Source organism: Micromonospora sp. NPDC018662 (genome assembly GCF_044391475.1).
Lineage (GTDB): Bacteria > Actinomycetota > Actinomycetes > Mycobacteriales > Micromonosporaceae > Micromonospora.
This window is the reverse complement of record NZ_JBISAC010000011.1, coordinates 146,996-162,500: the sequence shown is the minus strand read 5'-3', so window position 1 is coordinate 162,500 and position 15,505 is coordinate 146,996. Positions and strand designations below refer to the sequence as shown.

The following is a 15,505-nucleotide window of genomic DNA, read 5'->3' as shown; positions in this document are numbered from 1 at the left end:
CGTAGCGACCGGAGGGGCCCTGCGATCCGGGTCAGCGGGACCCGGAGATGAGCCGCCGGCCCACCGAGGCGATCAGCCGGTCCAGCTCCGAGCCGAACGGGTTGTCGTGCACGAGGTACGTCCAGGTGGCGCTCGGCCGCACCAGCTTCGACGCGTCCGGCTCCCACCCCTCGTCGAACTCGGTCTCCTCGAAGGTGGCGATGGTGCGCGTCTCGATCTCGGGCATCAGCGCGTTGAACGCCGGCACCGCGCTGCGGTGGAACTCGTCCAGCGGGTCGAGCCGGCCCAGCGCCCGCAGGTGCACGCCCTCGCGCACCTCGGACAACTCGGCCAGGTGCTCGGCCCAGAGCCGGTCCAGGTGGTAGAGCGCGATCGAGCGGGAGACGTCGGCGAGCAGGTCCTCGTCCATCTCGGCGGCCTTCTCCGGCACCCGCTCCAGCAGCATCAGCGCGGCGATGTCGGTGGTCAGCAGCCGCTCCCGCCGCTCGGCGAGCGCCTTGCGCTGCTGCTCGATGACGTGGCTGTAGCGCCAGGTGTTGCGGTGGATCTCGTGGTTGACGCCCTCGGCGACCCGCTGGGCGTGCTCCACCGCGTAGTCCACCTGCGGATCGGTGACCAGGCCGTCGGCGTTCATCCGGGGCGACGCCGGCACGGTGTCGCCGGCGTGCCGGACGACCAGGTCGTCCTCCAGGCTGACGAAGAAGACCGACCCGCCCGGGTCGCCCTGCCGGCCGGCCCGACCACGCAGCTGGTCGTCCACCCGGCGGCTGTCGTGCCGCCCGCTGCCGATCACGTAGAGGCCGCCCAGCTCGGCGACCCGCTCCCGGTCCGACTGGTCGCTGCCACCGAGCCGGATGTCGACGCCCCGGCCGGCCATCTGGGTGGAGACCGTCACCGCGCCGTACGCGCCGGCCTCGGCGATGATGCCGGCCTCCTCGTCGTCGTTCTTGGCGTTGAGCACCACGCACGACACGCCCGCGGCGTGCAGCGCGGCGGCCAGCCCCTCGGACTCCTTCACGTCGAGCGTGCCGACCAGCACCGGACGCCCCGCCTGGTGGCAGCGCGTGATCTCGTCGACCAGCGCCTCCTCCTTCTCGGCGCGGGTGGCGTAGATCCGGTCCGGCTCGTCCTCCCGGACGCACGGGGTGTTCGGCGGGATCACCGCCACCTCGAGGCCGAAGAACTCCCGGAGCTGGTCGCCGACGAGCACCGCGGTCGCGGTCATCCCGCAGACCGTCGGGTAGAGCGCGATGTACGCCTGCACGGTGACCGTGCCCAGCACCTCGCCCTCGGCGCTGGCGTCCAGGCCCTCCTTCGCCTCGACCGCGGCCTGGAGCCCGTCCGGCCAGCGGCGGCGCTGCGCGACCCGGCCGCGCATCTCGTCGATCAGCTCGACCGAGTCGTCCCGCACGATGTAGTCGACGTCGCGGTGCAGCAGCGCGTGCGCGTGCAGCGCCACGTTCACCGCGGAGAGCTGCCCGACGTGCTCCTCGTCGTACAGGTCGATGCCGCCGAGCTTCGCCTCGACCGTGGCCAGGCCGACCGAGGTGAAGGCGACACTGCGCCCGTCCTCGGCGACCGTGTAGTGCTTGCCCTTGCGCAGGCCCCGCACCAGCGCGGCGGCGGCGTGCACCGGGTCCTGCTCGCCGGGGACCGCGCCGGCGAGCACCATCGGCACCCGCGCCTCGTCGATGAGGATCGAGTCGGCCTCGTCCACGATCGCGGTCTTCAGCGGCGGCTGCACCCGGTCGGCCACGTCGGTGACGAGCTGGTCGCGCAGGTAGTCGAAGCCGGCCTCGCTGACCGAGACGTAGGTGACGTCGCAGCGGTAGGCGGCGCGGCGCTCCTCGGGGGTGGACGCCTCGTTGACCCACCCGACGGTGAGCCCGAGCAGCGTGTAGACCGGCTGCATCCACTCGGCGTCCCGGCGGGCCAGGTAGTCGTTGACGGTGAGCACGTGCACCGGGCCGTTGCCGAGCCGGACGTGCCCGTACGCGGCGACGGTCGCGGTGAGCGTCTTGCCCTCACCGGTGGCCATCTCGGCGACCTTGCCGGAGAGCAGCGCCATGGCGCCGAGCAGCTGCACGTCGTAGGGGCGCTGGTCGAGCCCGCGGCGGGCCGCCTCGCGACCGATCGCGCAGATCTCCTCGTACTTCTCGGCCCGGCCGGCGGCCTCGGTCAGCTCGGCGTCGGTGAGCTGCTCCAGCTCGGCCTCGCGGGACTCGATCGCCGGCAGCAGCTTCTCCAGCGGAGCCAGGTCGACAGTCGTCCCCGGGCGCTGGAGGAACCGACGGAACCTGGTCTTGAACCGTTGCGACACACCCATGAGCCGCAACGGTACGCGAACCGCAGCCGATTGTGACCCCCGCCCGCCGCGTCCGGGCGAATCAGGCCACGAGCAGTTGGTGGGCGGCCAGCTCCCGGTAGAGCGGACTGGTGGTGGTCAGCTCGTCGTGGGTGCCGACCGCCACCACCCGACCGCCGTCGAGCACCACGATCTGGTCGGCGTCCACCACCGTGGAGAGCCGGTGCGCCACGATCAGCAGGGTGCGGCGCACCGCCACCGCGTCGATCGCCCGCCGCAACGCCGCCTCGTTGCGGGCGTCGAGGTTGCTGGTCGGCTCGTCGAGCAGCAGCACCGGCGGCCCGGCCAGCAGCGCCCGGGCGATGGCCAGCCGCTGTCGCTCCCCGCCGGAGAGCAGCACACCACCCTCCCCCACCTGCACGTCCAGCCCGTCGGCGGTCCGGTCGGCCAGGTGCCCCAGGTTGACCTCGTCGAGCACCGCCCGCAGCCGGTCGTCGGTGGCCTCGGGCGCGGTGATCAGCAGGTTGTCCCGCAGCGTGCCGGCGAGCACCGGCGCCTCCTGCTCGACGTAGCCGAGCCGGCCGCGCAGCGCGTCCCGGGGCAGCTCCCGCACGTCCACGCCGTCCAGGCGCACCGCGCCCTCGCCCGCCTCGTAGAAGCGTTCGACGAGCGCCAGCAGGGTGGACTTGCCGGCGCCGGACGGACCCACCAGGGCGGTCCGGGTGCCGGCCGGCACCGTGAAGCTCACCTCGTGCAGCACCGGCGGGCCACCGGGATAGCCGAAGCCGACCCGGTCGAACTCCACCCGTGCCGGGGCGCCGGCGGGCGGCGCGGCCACCGGGCCGGGACGGTCACCGGCGCCCTCGTCCGGCACGGTGAGGACCTCCTCGATCCGGGCCAGCGCGCCCAGCCCGCTCTGCAACTGGGTGTACGCGTGCACCGCCTGGCCCAGCGGCAGCACCAGGAAGAACAGGAACATCACGAACGCGACCAGGTCGCCGACGCTGATCGCCCCGGCCGCCACCCGCGCCCCGCCCACGGCCAGCACCAGCAGGAACGCGCCCTGCACGGTGACCGTGCTGGCCGGCCCCACCACCGCCTGGGCGCGGGCCACCCGCAGCCCGGCGTCGTACGCCGCGGTCGCGCTCGCCACCACGGTGCCGGTCTCCCGCTCCTCGGCGCGGCTGGCCCGGATGGTCCGGGCCGCGGAGATGGCCCGCTCGACGGCGGAGGTCATCTCGCCGACCCGTTCCTGGGCGCGGCGGGCCAGCCCGCGTACCCGGCGGGCGACGGTGACGGCGAAGCCCACGCCGACCGCGACCGACGCCAGCGTCACCCCGAACAGCAGCGGGTCCAGCAGCAGCATGGCGGTGCCGGCCCCGACCACCATCACCGCCCCCGTGACGGTCTCGAAGAGGCCGGACGTGACCACCGCCCGCAGCAACGTGGTGTCGGCGCCCACCCGGGACAGCAGGTCGCCGGTGCGGCGCCGGTCGTACTCGACGATCGGCAGGCGCAGCAGGTGGCCGGCGAGCCGCCGCCGGACGCCCAGCACGAGCCCTTCGGCGGTGCGTTGCAGCAGGTAGTCGCGGAGCCCGCCGAGCAGCGCGCCGGCCACCACCAGCGCGACCAGCGTCACCACCAGCGTGGTGGCCGGGCGGTCGGCGGTGATCCGGTCCAGCACGGAACGGGTGAGCAGCGGTTGGGCGAGCGCGGCGGCGGCCCCGGTGAGCGACAACGCGCCCACCGCGGCCAGGGTGCCGCGGTGGGCGCGCAGGTAGGGCAGCAGAGCGGCGAGCCCCGGCGTCGGGCCGGCTTCGGCGGTCATGACCGAACGGTAGCCGGGTGCCGCACCGGGTCGGCCGGGCGGCGTCCCCCGGTCAGCCGGTCAGCACCACCTGCAACTCCGAGCGGCGACGCTCGGCCAGGTCGGTGAGCAGCGCCGGCGCCTCGTCCAGCGGCACCACGGCGGAGACGAGGTGCTTGCGGATCTGGTCGCCGTACTGGCGCAGCAGCTCGATCGTCTCCGCGGAGAGCCGCTCCCGGTCCCAGGTCGGGGCCAGCCCGCGCGGCACCCGACCGATCTGCGCGCAGCGCAGCGACAGCCCGTTGTGGTGGAACTCCTCGCCGAGCCGGACCGCGTCCGCACCGCCCTGGTAGAAAGCCAGGTCGATGACCGTGCCCTGGGGCCGCAGCAGCCGCAGCGCGAGCTGCAACGCCCAGTCCTGGCCGCGGCACTGGAAGACCACGTCCGCGCCGCGGTCCCCGGCGGCGTGGTTCCAGCGGGTCTTGAGCACCGTGGCCGGGTCGTCCGCCTCCGGGTCGAGCGTCTCCAGGCCGAGCGCCTCGGCCACCTGCCGGCGGGCCGGGGTGGGGTCCACCACGACCACCGAGGCGGCGCCGTGGCGGCGGGCGAACAGCGCAGTGAGCAGCGCGACCACGCCGCTGCCGACCACCGCCACCCGGCGGCCGCGGACCCCGTCGCCGAGCGTCCGGACGTCGGTGCCGCACAGGTCGGCGGCGGCGTGCAGCAGCCCGTTGGCGCAGATCGGTCCCATGTGCGCCACGTAGACGCCGAGCAGCGGGTCGAGGTCGTCGGGCAGCGGCACGAACCGCTCGGCGACCGGGTCGGCCACCCAGCCGCTGCGGTGGCCGTACGTCATCGCGCCGACCGTGCCCACCGCGATCGCCGGGGTCCGGCTCTCCACCACGCGCCCGACCTGCATGTAGCCGAGCCGGGTCACCGGGTAGGGCGTGCTCGCCTCGCCCGGCTGGAACAGCCCGAGGCCGGCGTCCCAGGTGACGTGCAGGTACGGGTTGGTGCCCTTGACGTAGCTCAGCTCGGTGCCGGCGGAGACGCCGCTGAAGAGCGTCTCCACCCGGAACGTGCCGTCGCGCAGCTCGGGCGCGTCCTGCTCGACCAGCTCGACCCGACCGGGGCCGCTGACCACCACCACCCGGTCACGCATCGACTGTCACCCCCGCGTCGGCCACCGGGGCGGCGGGCCGGGCCGCCGGGCCGGTCGGCAGCGCCACCGGCCGGCCGGTACGCGCCGACTCGGCCACCGCGAGCGCCAGCCGCTGGGTGCGCAGCGCCTCGGCGTACGGGACGCGCACGTCGTCGCCGACGCCGCGGACCGCGTCGACGAACGCCCGGTCGACGGCGACCCGCGCGTCGTCCGGGTCGGCGGGCAGGTGCCGCTCGCCGTCGGCGTCCCGGATCGTCAGGCCGTCCTCGGCCAGTGACAGGGCCAGCCCGTCGGCGAGGATCTCCAGGCCGGCCCGGTGCTTCCAGGTGAGCACGCAGGCCGCGGCGAGCGTGCCGACCGCACCGGAGTCGAACCGCAGCGTGGCCGCGGTCACCGAGTCGATGTCGGCGCCGTCGACCGGCGGCGGGGTGCCGTCGCCGTACGCGGTCACCTCGGTGACCTCGCCGACCAGCAGCCGGATCAGGTCGAGCACGTGCGCGGCCTGCTCCACCACCGGGCCGCCGGACCGGTCCCGCCGCGCCCACCAGGCCACCGGCGGCACCTTGTCCAGCCAGGCCCCGTTGACCATCCGCACCGGACGGTCGGCGAGCAGCCGCCGGGCCTCCTCGACCACGCGCAGGTAGCGCCAGTGGTGGCCGACGCCGGTGCGCAGCCCGCGCTGCTCCACCAGCGCGGCGACCCGCTCGGCCGTCTCCAGGTCGACCGCGACCGGCTTCTCCACGAACATCGGCACGCCGGCGGCGATCACCGCCTCCTCGGCCGGGCCGTGCGCGAACGGCGGCACGCAGACGTACACCGCGTCCGGGCCGGCGGCGAGCAGCTCGTCGACATCGGCGAAGACCCGCCCGCCGTACGTGCCGGCGAGCGCCTCGGCCGCCTCCGGTGCGACGTCCGTCACGCCGAGTAGTTCCACGTCCTCGAAGCCCGTGAGCACGCGGGCGTGGCGTTGCGCCACCCCGCCGGCCCCGACCAGTCCTACCCGCATCCTGCCGCCCTCTCGACGTGACTGAAAGACTGCGGACAGCACTCCCCCCGCCGGTGACGCGGCAAACGCGACCTCGCGCGCAACGTGACGTTCATCCCCGTGATCACACCGTTGGGCAGGATCGGTTAGCGCGGGTTCGGAACTGGGAAACACATACTTGCGATTCCGCAACTAATGGGGGGTGCCCGTGCGGGAATCAGATTCGATCGTCTCACCGGTGGTGGAGGCGTGGGCCACGTACCGGACCAGTGCGGCCGACGACTGGCCGGCCGACCGGCTGGTGCGGGCCAAGGGAACCAGCCGGGTCAGCGTGGTGCTGCCGGCGCGCAACGAGGAGGCCACGGTCGGCGCGATCGTGTCGACCATCCGGGAACACCTGATGGACCGCGTGCCGTTGGTCGACGAGCTGATCGTGGTGGACTCCCGGTCCACCGACCGGACCGCCCAGGTCGCCCGCGCGGCCGGCGCCGAGGTGGTCGGCCAGGACGCGATGACGCGCGGGCTGCCGCGGCTGACCGGCAAGGGGGACGCGCTGTGGGCCGGGCTGGCCGCGGCCGAGGGGGACGTGGTCGCGTTCGTCGACGCCGACCTGCGCGAGTTCCGGCCGCACTTCGTCACCGGGCTGCTCGGGCCGCTGCTCACCGACGCGAGCGTGGAGTTCGTCAAGGGCTTCTACCACCGGCCGCTGGTCGGCGCGACAGGCGTCGAGCCCGACGGCGGCGGCCGGGTGACGGAGCTGATGGCCCGGCCGCTGCTCAACCTGTTCTGGCCGGAGCTGGCCGGCTTCGTGCAGCCGTTGGCCGGCGAGTACGCGGGCCGCCGGACGGTGCTGGAGCGGGTGCCGTTCGTGACCGGGTACGGCGTCGAGACGGCGATGCTCATCGACCTGCTGGAGCTGGTCGGGCTGGACGCGCTCGCGCAGGTAGACCTGGGCGAGCGCAAGCACCGGCACCAGGACACCGCCGCGCTGGGCCGGATGTCGGCGCAGATCATGCTGACCGCCTGGTCCCGGCTGCAGCGACGCGGCTGGGCGGCGCCCGGGACGATGCCGACCCCGCTGCTGACCCAGTTCCGCCGGGGTGGCTCGGAGGCGCTGCCCAACCTCGACCGGGAGATCGTGGTCAACGACGTCTCGGTCGAGGAACGCCCGCCGCTGGCCCACCTGCGTCACCGCGTCCCGCGCCGCCGGGTCGCCGCGTGACCCCCACCACCGAGAGAAGAGGCAGCGCATGACGCTCACCGTGCTGATGAACGCCGGGCCGTGGCTGTCCGTGCCGCCGCCCGGTTACGGCGGGATCGAGAACGTGGTGGCCACGCTGGTGCCGGAGCTGCGCCGGCTCGGCGTACGGGTGGTGCTCGCCTCGGTGGAGAGCAGCACGCTGCCGGTCGACGAGCGGATCGCGGTCTTCCCGGACGGGCAGTTCCACGCGTTGCAGCGTCCCTACAACCAGGTCTGCGGCGTGTCCCAGGCGCACCTGGCGCACGTGGTGCGGGCGCTGCACGCCCGCGACGACATCGACCTGGTGCACGACCACGTGGAGGCGGTCGGGCTGGCCACCCTGGCCGCGATGGGCCCGGACGCGCCGCCAGTGCTGCACACGCTGCACTGGGACCTGGCCAAGCACCCGGAGCTGTACGGCAACCTCGACGGCGGCGACCGGGTGCGGGTCAACGGGGTGTCCGCCTCGCAGCTCGCCCGTGCTCCGCGCGCGCTGCGGGAGCACTCGGTCGGCCACGTGCACCTGTCCACCCCGCTGGCGGTCGACGCGGACCGCCGCCCGGCGGCCCCGAAGGGTGACCACGTGGTGATCCTCGGCCGGATCAACCCGGGCAAGGGGCAGGACCTGGGCGCCCGGCTGGCCCGGGAGGTCGGCTTCCCGCTGGTGCTGGCCGGCCCGGTCGGCCCGTACCACCGGCCGGAGGACCTGGCCGCGGCCGGCGACGAGGCCCGGCAGAACCCGGACGTGCGGTTCTTCCACGACCACGTCGCCCCGTACGTCGACGGCGACCTGGTGCGCTGGGTGGGCACGGTGGCCGGGCAGGAGCGCGACGGCCTGGTCGCCTCGGCGCGCGCGTCGTTGTTCCCGCTGCGCTGGGAGGAGCCGGGCGGCACGGCGGTGGTCGAGTCGTTGTCGCTGGGCACGCCGGTGGTGGCCACCGCCCGGGGCTGCCTGCCGGAGCTGATCGCGCACGGCCGCACCGGCCTGCTCACCACCGACGAGGAGGAGCTGGGCGACCTGGTGCTCGCCGCCGGCCGGTTGGACACCGACGAGTGCCGGCGCGAGGCGGCCGACCGGTTCACCCCGGCCCGGATGGCCGAGCGTTACGTCGAGCTCTACGACCGGGTCCGCCAGGGCGCCGCGCGGCCGTTGCAACCCGCCTGATCGACGGCACCAACGCCGGCCCGGCCGCCCCTCCCGCGGCCGGGCCGGCGTGCGTCACGGGTGACCCGGCGTTCGTCGCCAGCGTGGGCCGATGTTCGTCGCCGGAGGGCCGACGTGGCCCGGCGTTCGTCGCCAGCGTGGGCCGACATGGGCCGGCGTTCGTCGCGGGTGGCCCGCGTGTCGCCGACATGGGCCGGCCGGCGTTTGCCGCCGGTGGGCCGGGGAAACCGGCGGCTCCCGCGGTGGCGAGGAGGCCGGCGTGACGAACTCGATGGCGCACTCCCGGGCGCGTCGCAACCCGGCCGACGGCCGGGCGCCGGTGCGCCGGGCCGCCTCGGGTTTCGCGGTGCTCCTGCTGCTGCTCGGTGTGCTGGGCTTCGTGCCCGGGATCACCAGTTCCTTCGCCGACCTGCGGTTCGCCGGACCGGCGTCCGGCGCCCGGCTGTTCGGCGTGTTCCAGGTATCGGTGCTGCACAACGTCGTCCACCTGGCGCTCGGCGTCGCCGGCCTGCTGCTGGCCCGCACCGTGGCCGGCGCCCGCGCGTTCCTGCTCGGCGGCGGCGCGGTCTACCTGGTGCTCTGGCTGTACGGCCTGGCCGTCGACCGGCGTACCGAGGCGAACGTGCTGGCGGTGAACCGCGCCGACACCTGGCTGCACCTGCTGCTGGGCGCCGCCATGCTGGCGCTGGGTCTGCTCGCCGGCCGCCGCGACCACCGCCGCTGACCCCCGCGCCCGTCCCGGCCCCCGAGGCGAGAGATCTTGGTGCGGAACGGCCCCCCTGGAAGGGCCGGTTCGTACCAAGATCTACGCGAAGCGGGAAGGCCGCAGGTCAGCGGCCGGGCTGACGGGCCGACCCGGGGCGTTCGGCGCGGGCCGGGTCGCGCCACCACGTGACCTGCGACGGGACGCGCCGGATGGTCGGTTTCGGTGGCTCGGGGGGCGGGTAGGTCGATAGCCTCCCGACGAGTTGGAAACGAGGGCCCGATGTCGACCCGGATCAGGTGCGAGGTCCGCGACGAGTCACCGGTCACCGTCGTACGGTTGGCCGGCGCGCTCGACCTGGGCACGATGCGTGCGGTGCACGAGGTGCTGGACCGGTGCCTGGCCGCGCAGCCGGACGCCCTCGTGGTCGACCTCGAGGAGATCGACGTCACCGAGCCGCTGGCGCTCTCCGTGTTCGCCGCCGCGGCCCGGCGGGCGGCCGACTGGCCGGCGGTGCCGATGGTGCTCTCCGCCCCGCCCCGGGAGACCGCCGCCTGGCTGAGCGAGACGACCGCCTGCCGGGTGGTGCCGGTACGCCGGGACTGCGCGGAGGCGACGGCGCTGGCCGGCAGCGCGGCGTCACCCCGGCTGCGGGCCCGGCTGGAACCGGTCGCCGGGGCCTGCCGGCGGGCGCGGGAGCTGGTCACCGAGGCGTGTGGCAGGTGGAACGTGCCGGAGCTGGCCGGTCCGGCCTCGCTGGTGCTCAGTGAGCTGGTGGGCAACGTGGTCCGGCACGCCGGCACGCCCATGCACGTCACGCTGACGCTGCGTCGGCCGTACCTGCGGGTGGCGGTGATGGACGGCAGCCCGGCGGAGGCGTACGCCGCGACCGGCCGTGATCCCCGCGCGGAGGGTGGCCGGGGGCTGATGCTGGTGCGGGAGCTGACCCAGCGCTGGGGCAGCACGCCGGTCGGCGCCGGCAAGGTCGTCTGGGCCATGCTCCCGGCGAACTGACCGAATTCTCCGCTCTCGCCTGGTTACATGGGCAGAGGGGACGGGTACGCGCGCCTGTCCTGTCTGTCGTCACACGGGGTGAGATGCCATGCCCAAGCGGGTAGTCACGGATCCGGCACACGACCGGGGGCCCGCGATCCTCGCGCCGGCCCGGTTCGGAGGGTATCCCGGCCCGGTCCGGGAGGCGGTGAAGGGCAACTCGCTGTGGCGGTTGTTGCGGAGCACCGACGCCAAGCTGATCGGCCTGCTCTACCTGGCCACGTCGTTCGCGTACTTCATCATCGGCGGCTTCATGGCGATGCTGATCCGGGCCGAGCTGGCCCGGCCGGGGATGCAGTTCCTCTCCCCCGAGCAGTACAACCAGATGTTCACCATGCACGGCACGATCATGCTGCTGCTGTTCGCGACGCCGATGGTGTTCGGGTTCGGCAACTACCTGGTGCCGTTGCAGATCGGCGCGCCGGACGTGGCGTTCCCCCGGCTGAACGCGTTCGCGTACTGGCTCTACTTCTTCGGCGCGGCCATCACGGTGGGCGGGTTCTTCACGCCGCAGGGCTCGGCGGACTTCGGCTGGACCGCGTACACGCCGCTGAGCACCGCGCAGCACTCCCCCGGCGTCGGGGCGAACATGTGGGTGGTCGGGCTGGTCATCTCCGGTCTGGGCACCATCCTCGGCGCGGTCAACATGATCACGACGATCCTGACCCTGCGCGCACCCGGCATGACGCTCTTCCGGATGCCGATCTTCACCTGGAACCTGCTGCTCACCAGCGTCCTGGTGATCTTCGTGTTCCCGCTGCTGGCCGCCGCGTTGCTCGCGCTCGCCGCGGACCGGATCCTGCACTCGCACGTCTACGACCCGACCACCGGCGGCCCGATGCTGTGGCAGCACCTGTTCTGGTTCTTCGGGCATCCCGAGGTCTACATCATCGCGTTGCCGTTCTTCGGCATCATCACCGAGATCATCCCGGTCTTCGCCCGCAAGCCGATCTTCGGCTACACCGGTCTGGTGCTCGCCACGCTGGCCATCACGGTGCTGTCGATGGCGGTCTGGGCGCACCACATGTTCGCCACCGGCCAGGTGCTGCTGCCGTTCTTCAGCATCCTGAGCTACCTGATCGCGGTGCCGACCGGGGTGAAGTTCTTCAACTGGCTCGGCACCATGTGGAAGGGGCAGCTCACGTTCGAGACGCCGATGCTGTTCGCCATCGGCTTCCTGGTCACGTTCCTGCTCGGCGGCCTGACCGGCGTGCTGCTGGCCAGCCCGCCGGTCGACTTCCACGTGACCGACTCGTACTTCGTGGTGGCGCATTTCCACTACGTGCTCTTCGGCACCATCGTGTTCGCCGCGTTCGGCGGCATCTACTTCTGGTTCCCGAAGATGACCGGCCGGCTGCTCGACGAGCGGCTGGGCAAGATGCACTTCTGGACCATGTTCATCGGCTTCCACGCCACGTTCCTGGTGCAGCACTGGCTCGGTGCCGAGGGCATGCCCCGCCGGTACGCCGACTACCTGCCCAGCGACGGCTTCACCGGGCTGAACGAGATCTCCAGCATCGGGTCGTTCGTGCTCGGCGCGTCCACGCTGTTCTTCATCTACAACGTCTGGAAGTCCTGGCGGTACGGTGCGATGGTCACCGTGGACGACCCCTGGGGGTTCGGCAACTCCCTGGAGTGGGCCACCACCTGCCCGCCGCCGCTGCGCAACTTCGACCGGATGCCGCGGATCCGCTCCGAGCGGCCGGCCTTCGACGCCAAGTACGGCCCGCTCGTCTCCAACCTCGGCCGCGACCTGCCGCAGCGCACCACCAAGCCGCCGCAGAGCCTGGCCGAGGAGTTCCACCACGTGCGGTACCCGAAGGAGTCGCCGGCCGCCGAGGGCGCGCACGGCGCCCGCGAGGCCGTCGAGTACCAGCCCGCGCCGCAGTCCGGCGCCCGGCCGGTGGACGTGCCGGAACCCGAGGACGTGCGCCGACCCAGCTTCGAGGAGACCGACGAGCCGGAGGAGACGATCCTCGGCGCGCAGCGCGAGGACCAGCCGAACGACAGGTGGCGGCACCCGCGCGGCCACGGCGACACCCCGGAGAACTGAAAGGCGGGGCCCCCGCTTAACGCATTCTGCATAGGCGGGGGCCCCTTTTAACGTCTGCGTACAGCGCCGGCCGGCGTTGCTCAGTCGGCGGCGGGCAGACCGGCGGCGGTGAGCGAGCGGCGCACCGCGGGCTGCACCCGGGTCAGCCGCAGCGGCACACCGGTCCGCGCGGCGGCGTCCCGACCGGCCATCAGCGCGGCGATCCCACCGGCGTCGAAACCGCCCGCGCCCACCAGGTCGACCACCACCTCCCGGGGTTGCCCGGTGACCGCCTCCAGCATTGCCCGGCGCAACTGGTCCGCGCCGGCCCGGTCGACCTCGCCGCCGACCTCGACGACCACCCGGTCGCCGTTGTGCCGGACCGAGATCCGGGACCGGGCCGGCTCCGCCTCGGCCGTGCCGTTCTGCCAGGGCGCCGGGGCGTCGGCGAGCATCGCCTGGCGCAGCCAGGTCAGCGCCCGGGACAGCAGCCGGGACACGTGCATCTGGGAGATGCCGAACCGGGCCGCGATCTCCGCCTGGGTCTGGTTGCCGTAGAAGCGCATGGCCAGGATCCGCCGCTCCCGCCAGGGCAGCCGGTGCAGCAGGCCGCTGACCGTGACCCGGTCGTCGACCGACTCCAACGCGTTGTCGGACTCGCCCACCAGGTCACCGAACTCGGCCGAGCTCTCGCCGCCCACCGGCGCGTTGAGCGAGGCCGGGCTGTAGCCGGCGGCCGACTCCAGCGCGGCGAGGATCTCCTCCTCCGGCGTCTCCAGCCGCGCGGCCAGCTCGGCTACCGACGGGGCCCGGGACAACTCGCTGGTCAGCGTCGCGGTCGCCTGCCCCACCTCGAGGATCAGGTCACGCAGCCGGCGCGGCACGTGCACGCCCCAGGTGCGGTCACGGAAGTGCCGTTTGATCTCACCGACGATGGTGATCGCCGCGTACGCGGTGAACGAGCCGCGCTCCGGGTCGTACCGGTCGACGGCGTTGACCAGGCCGAGGCGGGCGACCTGTTCCAGGTCCTCCAACGGCTCCCCGCGACCCCGGTACCGGCGGGCCAGCCGGCCGGCGAACGGCAACGCGAAGCGGACCAGGTCGTCCCGTGCCTCCTGCCGCCGCTCGGGTGGCAGCCCCTCGATCCGGGCCGCGTACGCGAGCGCCGCCGCGTCGAGGTCCTCCAGACCCCGGTCGGTGGTCGGTGGGGTGGGTGTGGTGGTCTGTCCGAACATCCGCGCCTCCCTCGCCGAAGATCCCCCGCCCGGCCGGAACCGGTTGCGCGCGTGGTCGGGCCACGCTCCGGGTGAGGAAGTTGGTTACGTGACGGATACGTCGGAAGCGGTGGCTGCCCGCCGCGCGGCGTCGTGAGCCGGGTTGCGGCGAGCGGTCTTCCCGCTCCGTAGGTACTCAATCACGGACCGTCGGGTCGCGAGGATGTTTCGCCAGGTTGGCCGGCCGGGCCGGGCCCGCCGGCGTTGGTGCCCGCCGGTTAGCAGACCAGCAGGCCCTGGTAGGCGCCGGCGTCCCGGAGCGCGGCGAGGGCCTCCGCCATCCGCAGCGGCGGCGGCGCGGGCAGGTCGCAGGGCTGGTTGCGCAACACCTCCGTGGCACGTCGGGTCGGCACCGAGGTGACCGGGTAGCCGCGGGCCGCGCCCCGGTCCAGGGCCCGCCGCCGGCGCCCGAAGCCAGCCACCGCCAGCCACTGGGACAGGCCGGCGAGCGCCGGCGAGCGCAGTCCGGGCGGTTCCGGCAGCACGTCCACCGAGCTGAACGGCTCACTGCCGGCGAGCCACCACTCGGCGCCCTGGACGCGACGCCGGGTGGCGTTCTCGCACCAGTAGGGCACCAGGCCGGCGCGCAGCACCTGCCCCGGGTCGAGCAGCCGGCCGCACTCCACCACCAGCCGGTCCCCGGTCTTGCCGGCCCGGCGCAACCAGCGTCGGTAGAGGTCCGCGGTGGCCGCGCTCAACGCGTCCGGCTGCGGCACGACCACCCGGTGCAGCGGGTGACCGCGCGTGTCGCCCCACGTCCGGGCGCCGTGCTCGAAACCGGACTCCACGCCGTGTTCGGCGAACGCCGCCGACACCGTGGCCTCGGGGGCGCGCCAGCGCGTCTCGTCACCGCCGGCGGCGCGCAGCACGTGGCGCAGCGCCGGGGCGTCCGGGTGGAAGTCGACCGGGTCGAGGCCGCTGGCCGGGCAGCCGGCCTGGAAGCTGTGCCCGCCGCCGTCGTCCCGCACCGGCCACGTACGCGCGTCGTGCAGCAGCAGCACCGGCGCCGCCGGCTCCAGCCGGTCGGCCAGGAACCGTGCGTACGCCTCGGGCAGCGCGCGCCACCGCGCCGCGAGCGTCACCGTGGCGCCGGCCGCCACGCCCCGGCTGGCCGGGCAGTGCACCTGCCGTACGTGCAGCCGGGGGTTGCCGGCGAGCAGCCGGCCGGCCAGCGCGGCGCCGTGGTCGAGCGCGGCGTCCGGGCGGTCCACCGCGCCCCGACCCCACTGCCCGGCGAGTTCGAAGCCGGCGGGCAGCCAGGGCATGCCGAGCGCCACCGCGAGGTGGGCCGCCGCGCCGTGCGGCGAGCCGAGCACCGCCCCGGGCCAGCGCCGGTCCGGATACTGGGCGACGAACCAGCCGGCCACCCGCTCGGCGTCGACGCGGGCGACCTGGGCGGCGGTGAGCGCCGCTCGGCCGGCCGCCCGGCCGGCGGCGACGCGGCGTACCGGCTCCGGCGCCCCGGCCAGCCGGGACAGCGAGCCGGGGTGACCGAGGTCGCCGCAGTCGTCGCCGCGCAGCGCCCGGGCCGTCGCGGCGACCAGGATCCGGGCCGCGCTGCCCGCCGCGACCACCCGGTCACCGGGCAGCGCGGTCCCGGCCGCCCGTCCTCGCTCGACTCGTTCGCTCACCACGCGGCCCGGCTTCCCGTCCCTCTGGGGTCTAAACGGGGCATCTCCCCACGCGCCGGACCAACCCCCGGTCGGGTGCCGTCGCGCCGCTCCCCCGCCGCCACGGGCGCAACGGCACGCCGGGTGCGGCTTTGGGCAGCGCCGGACG

11 protein-coding genes are annotated in these 15,505 nt (G+C 74.4%); 5 read left to right on the top strand and 6 right to left on the bottom strand.

What is annotated here, in order from left to right; all coding sequences use genetic code 11:
- Positions 1-31: 31 nt before the first annotated feature.
- The 4 genes from secA2 to ACH495_RS26540 form a co-directional block, all read right to left on the bottom strand.
- Positions 32-2,326 (bottom strand): accessory Sec system translocase SecA2, encoded by a 2,295-nt coding sequence (secA2, locus tag ACH495_RS26555; RefSeq protein ID WP_396860424.1) that lies wholly within the window; start codon positions 2,324-2,326, stop codon positions 32-34.
- A gap of 61 nt (positions 2,327-2,387) precedes the next feature.
- Complete coding sequence (locus ACH495_RS26550; RefSeq protein WP_396860423.1) at positions 2,388-4,133, bottom strand: ABC transporter ATP-binding protein; 1,746 nt, start codon at positions 4,131-4,133, stop codon at positions 2,388-2,390.
- 52 nt (positions 4,134-4,185) lie between these two features.
- Positions 4,186-5,274, bottom strand: a complete 1,089-nt coding sequence (locus ACH495_RS26545) for a zinc-binding dehydrogenase (protein WP_396860422.1) — start codon at positions 5,272-5,274, stop codon at positions 4,186-4,188.
- A complete protein-coding gene (locus ACH495_RS26540) occupies positions 5,267-6,280 on the bottom strand; it encodes a Gfo/Idh/MocA family protein (protein ID WP_396860421.1) in 1,014 nt (337 codons plus the stop codon). Before ACH495_RS26540 ends, ACH495_RS26545 begins: the two co-directional genes overlap by 8 nt.
- A 220-nt stretch (positions 6,281-6,500) precedes the next feature.
- Here ACH495_RS26540 and ACH495_RS26535 point away from each other — a divergent pair, with 220 nt between their 5' ends.
- The 5 genes from ACH495_RS26535 (at position 6,501) to ctaD (ending at position 12,473) form a co-directional block, all read left to right on the top strand.
- A complete protein-coding gene (locus tag ACH495_RS26535; protein WP_396860487.1) occupies positions 6,501-7,481 on the top strand; it encodes a glucosyl-3-phosphoglycerate synthase in 981 nt (326 codons plus the stop codon).
- 28 nt (positions 7,482-7,509) lie between these two features.
- Entirely contained in the window at positions 7,510-8,664 is a 1,155-nt protein-coding gene (locus ACH495_RS26530) for a glycosyltransferase (RefSeq protein ID WP_396860420.1), read from the top strand.
- 271 nt (positions 8,665-8,935) lie between these two features.
- The gene (locus ACH495_RS26525) at positions 8,936-9,388 is read left to right on the top strand and encodes a DUF4383 domain-containing protein (protein WP_396860486.1); all 453 of its coding nucleotides are present in this window, start codon (positions 8,936-8,938) and stop codon (positions 9,386-9,388) included.
- A gap of 261 nt (positions 9,389-9,649) precedes the next feature.
- Positions 9,650-10,381, top strand: a complete 732-nt coding sequence (locus tag ACH495_RS26520) for an ATP-binding protein (protein ID WP_396860419.1) — start codon at positions 9,650-9,652, stop codon at positions 10,379-10,381.
- An 88-nt stretch (positions 10,382-10,469) separates the two neighbouring features.
- The gene (gene ctaD, locus ACH495_RS26515) at positions 10,470-12,473 is read left to right on the top strand and encodes a cytochrome c oxidase subunit I (protein ID WP_396860418.1); all 2,004 of its coding nucleotides are present in this window, start codon (positions 10,470-10,472) and stop codon (positions 12,471-12,473) included.
- An 80-nt stretch (positions 12,474-12,553) separates the two neighbouring features.
- Here ctaD and ACH495_RS26510 read toward each other — a convergent pair whose 3' ends face one another.
- Positions 12,554-13,687, bottom strand: a complete 1,134-nt coding sequence (locus ACH495_RS26510; protein WP_396860417.1) for a SigB/SigF/SigG family RNA polymerase sigma factor — start codon at positions 13,685-13,687, stop codon at positions 12,554-12,556.
- 257 nt (positions 13,688-13,944) lie between these two features.
- Complete coding sequence (locus ACH495_RS26505; RefSeq protein WP_396860416.1) at positions 13,945-15,360, bottom strand: hypothetical protein; 1,416 nt, start codon at positions 15,358-15,360, stop codon at positions 13,945-13,947.
- Positions 15,361-15,505: the final 145 nt, after the last annotated feature.

Coding starts and splice junctions, on each gene's coding strand:
- secA2 (WP_396860424.1), bottom strand. CDS start 2,326: ATGGGTGTGTCGCAACGGTTCAAGACCAGGTTCCGTCGGTTCCTCCAG.
- ACH495_RS26550 (WP_396860423.1), bottom strand. CDS start 4,133: ATGACCGCCGAAGCCGGCCCGACGCCGGGGCTCGCCGCTCTGCTGCCC.
- ACH495_RS26545 (WP_396860422.1), bottom strand. CDS start 5,274: ATGCGTGACCGGGTGGTGGTGGTCAGCGGCCCCGGTCGGGTCGAGCTG.
- ACH495_RS26540 (WP_396860421.1), bottom strand. CDS start 6,280: ATGCGGGTAGGACTGGTCGGGGCCGGCGGGGTGGCGCAACGCCACGCC.
- ACH495_RS26530 (WP_396860420.1), top strand. CDS start 7,510: ATGACGCTCACCGTGCTGATGAACGCCGGGCCGTGGCTGTCCGTGCCG.
- ACH495_RS26525 (WP_396860486.1), top strand. CDS start 8,936: ATGGCGCACTCCCGGGCGCGTCGCAACCCGGCCGACGGCCGGGCGCCG.
- ACH495_RS26520 (WP_396860419.1), top strand. CDS start 9,650: ATGTCGACCCGGATCAGGTGCGAGGTCCGCGACGAGTCACCGGTCACC.
- ctaD (WP_396860418.1), top strand. CDS start 10,470: ATGCCCAAGCGGGTAGTCACGGATCCGGCACACGACCGGGGGCCCGCG.
- ACH495_RS26510 (WP_396860417.1), bottom strand. CDS start 13,687: ATGTTCGGACAGACCACCACACCCACCCCACCGACCACCGACCGGGGT.